Source organism: Mesorhizobium sp. M7A.F.Ca.US.002.01.1.1 (genome assembly GCF_004022955.1).
In the GTDB taxonomy this organism is placed as follows: domain Bacteria; phylum Pseudomonadota; class Alphaproteobacteria; order Rhizobiales; family Rhizobiaceae; genus Mesorhizobium; species Mesorhizobium ciceri.
Window position 1 is genome coordinate 1 of sequence record NZ_RZQE01000685.1, and the last position, 2,415, is coordinate 2,415.

Sequence of the window (2,415 nt, forward strand, 5' to 3'; positions counted from 1 at the left end):
GTGCAGGTGTCCGGCGCTGCCGGTGGAGGAGCCTGAACCAAACCGAACGGAGGAGAACGAGATGACAGGAATGATCCGCGGCCTGCTGGCCGCAACCGCGCTTGCCTCGCTTGCAACGACCGCCTTTGCGCAGGATGTGCAAGGCGTCATCGGCGGGCTGCCGACCGAACTCAAGGCGCAATATGACGGCGCGCCGCAGAAGGTGCTGCCTTCGGCCTGGGACAATTTCACAGCGCCGCCTAAACCGTGGAAATGGTGCCACTCGGAATCCTACCAGGGCAATCCGTGGCGGGTCACGGTGACCAAGGAATTGAAGCGTCTCGTCGACGGGCTGATCGGCGACGGAACGGTGTCCAGCTTCGAGGTGTCTGATTCCAACAACGACGCCAGCCAGCAGATCAACCAGATCCGCGCCTTCATCGACAAGAAGTGCTCGATCATCACCTCGATCCCGGGCTCGGCGACGGCACTCGATGATGCGATCGACGCTGCCGCCAAAGCCGGCATTCCGTTCATCACCGCTGCCGGTTCGGTGACCAGCCCGAACGCCATCAATGTCGATTCCAACTATGCGCGCTGGGGCTACGACATGATGGCGGCGATCGGCAAGGCGCAGCCGGACGGCGCCAGCATCCTTCTGGTCGAAGGCATCGCCGGACACCCGATCGTGGTGCAGGAGCGCCAGGGCGCGGACAAGGCGCTGACTGAAAATCCGAAGCTGAAGATCTCGCGCAATGTCAATGGCAACTGGACAGCCAACGTCACCAAGACCGTGGTGCTGCAGGCGATCGCCACCAACCCGGCGCCGATCGATGCAGTGTGGACGACAGGCAGCGAAAGCCGCGTCGTCGCCGAAGCCTTCGCAGAAGCCGGCCGGCCCGCACCATTGATCACCGGCTCGATCACCGGCGATGCGCTGGGCTACTGGAAGGCCAACCCCGACAAGTACCGCTTCGAAGGCCATGCGGTGCTGCCGCACTGGACCGCGCAGACGCTGTTCCGCGTCGGCGAGCGCATGCTCGACGGGCAGAAGCCGAAGCTGAACACGCTGCTGATCCCGATCCCGCCTGTCCACACCGCCGATCTCGGTGCCTGGTACAAGGACTGCATGACGACGGACGCCGTGTCTATCTTCCCGATCCCGCCGAAAGATCCGATGCCGGAGGAATGGCTCGACGCCTATTTCTCGAACCCGGCGCCAACCAAGGGCTGGGACTATTCGAAGGTGCCCGATGCCTGTGCAAAGTGACGCCTGCTAATCTCTCAACAGGCCGGCTCCTTTCGGGGAGCCGGCCTGCCAGCATCGAAATGCGACATGCTTGAAGTCAAAACCATATCCAAACGCTATGGCGAGACGATCGCGCTCGCGGACGCATCGATCGCGTTTCGGGCGGGAACCATCCACACCATCCTGGGCGAGAACGGTTCGGGCAAGAGCACGATGGTCAAGCTGTTGTCCGGCATCGTCCAGCCGGACAGCGGCGCGATCCTCCTGCACGGCAAGCCGTTCTCGGGCGCCAACCCCTCGGCCTTCCAGGCGCAAGGCTTCGCCACGGTGTTCCAGGAGGTGCTGATCGCGCCGGATCGCAGCGTGACCGACAACATCCTGCTCGGCCTCGACGGGCTGGTCCGGCGCGCTGTGCCCCGCAACGAGCGCCGTGACCGGGCGAAAGCTGCGCTTAAGCGCTTCGCGGTCACCGACGTCCCTCTCGACATGCCAGCCGGCCTGCTGCCGCTCGCCGCGCAGCAATTGGTCGTCCTTGCTCGCGCGATCGTGCGCAACCCAAAGATCCTGATCCTCGACGAGGTCACCGCCGCGCTCGACTTCGCCGATCGCGAATCCGTTTTTTCGTTGATGCGTGCGCTTGCCGGCGAGGGCTGCCTGATCCTGTTCATCACCCACCGCATGGACGAGGTGATGTCGCTTTCGGATCGCATCTCGATCCTGCGGGGCGGCAGCGTGGTGCGCACCGAAGAGCGCGGCGCTTCGACGCCGGCTGAGCTTCTCAAGACAATGGCGCCACGTACCGCCGCGGAGCTTGCGCATGGCTGATCGCACCGCTCTCGAATTTGGTGGTCTTGCCGTTCGCGAACTCGTCATCGCGCCCGGCGCCAGCCCGATCACGCAGGCAATCGCTCCGGGTGAGATCGTCGGGCTTGCCGGCCTCGATGGTCATGGCCAGGAGCTGTTTCTCAAGATGCTTGCTGGCCTGGAACCGCCGCATGGCGGCTCGATTGAACTCGGTGCATCGGATGCGTCCCGCAAGATCACCGGGTTTCGCAAGGCTGTCGCCAGCGGCATCGCCTATTTGCCGCGCGACCGACGCGCCAACGGCATTTTCCCGACGCAGTCGGTGCTCGACAACTTCGCCGTTTCGACTCTGTCGCGCGACACACGGCTCGGCCTGATCAGCC

At 64.2% G+C, this 2,415-nt stretch carries 3 protein-coding genes; all 3 read left to right on the forward strand.

What is annotated here, in order from left to right:
* Positions 1–61 precede the first annotated feature (61 nt).
* Entirely contained in the window at positions 62–1,249 is a 1,188-nt protein-coding gene (locus EN932_RS34015) for an ABC transporter substrate-binding protein (RefSeq protein WP_127368786.1), read from the forward strand.
* A 66-nt stretch (positions 1,250–1,315) separates the two neighbouring features.
* A complete protein-coding gene (locus tag EN932_RS34020) occupies positions 1,316–2,053 on the forward strand; it encodes an ATP-binding cassette domain-containing protein (RefSeq protein ID WP_013533018.1) in 738 nt (245 codons plus the stop codon).
* Positions 2,046–2,415, forward strand: a 370-nt coding sequence (locus EN932_RS34025; protein WP_128369434.1) for an ATP-binding cassette domain-containing protein, incomplete at its 3' end; no start/stop codon positions are given. The genes EN932_RS34020 and EN932_RS34025, both read left to right, overlap by 8 nt.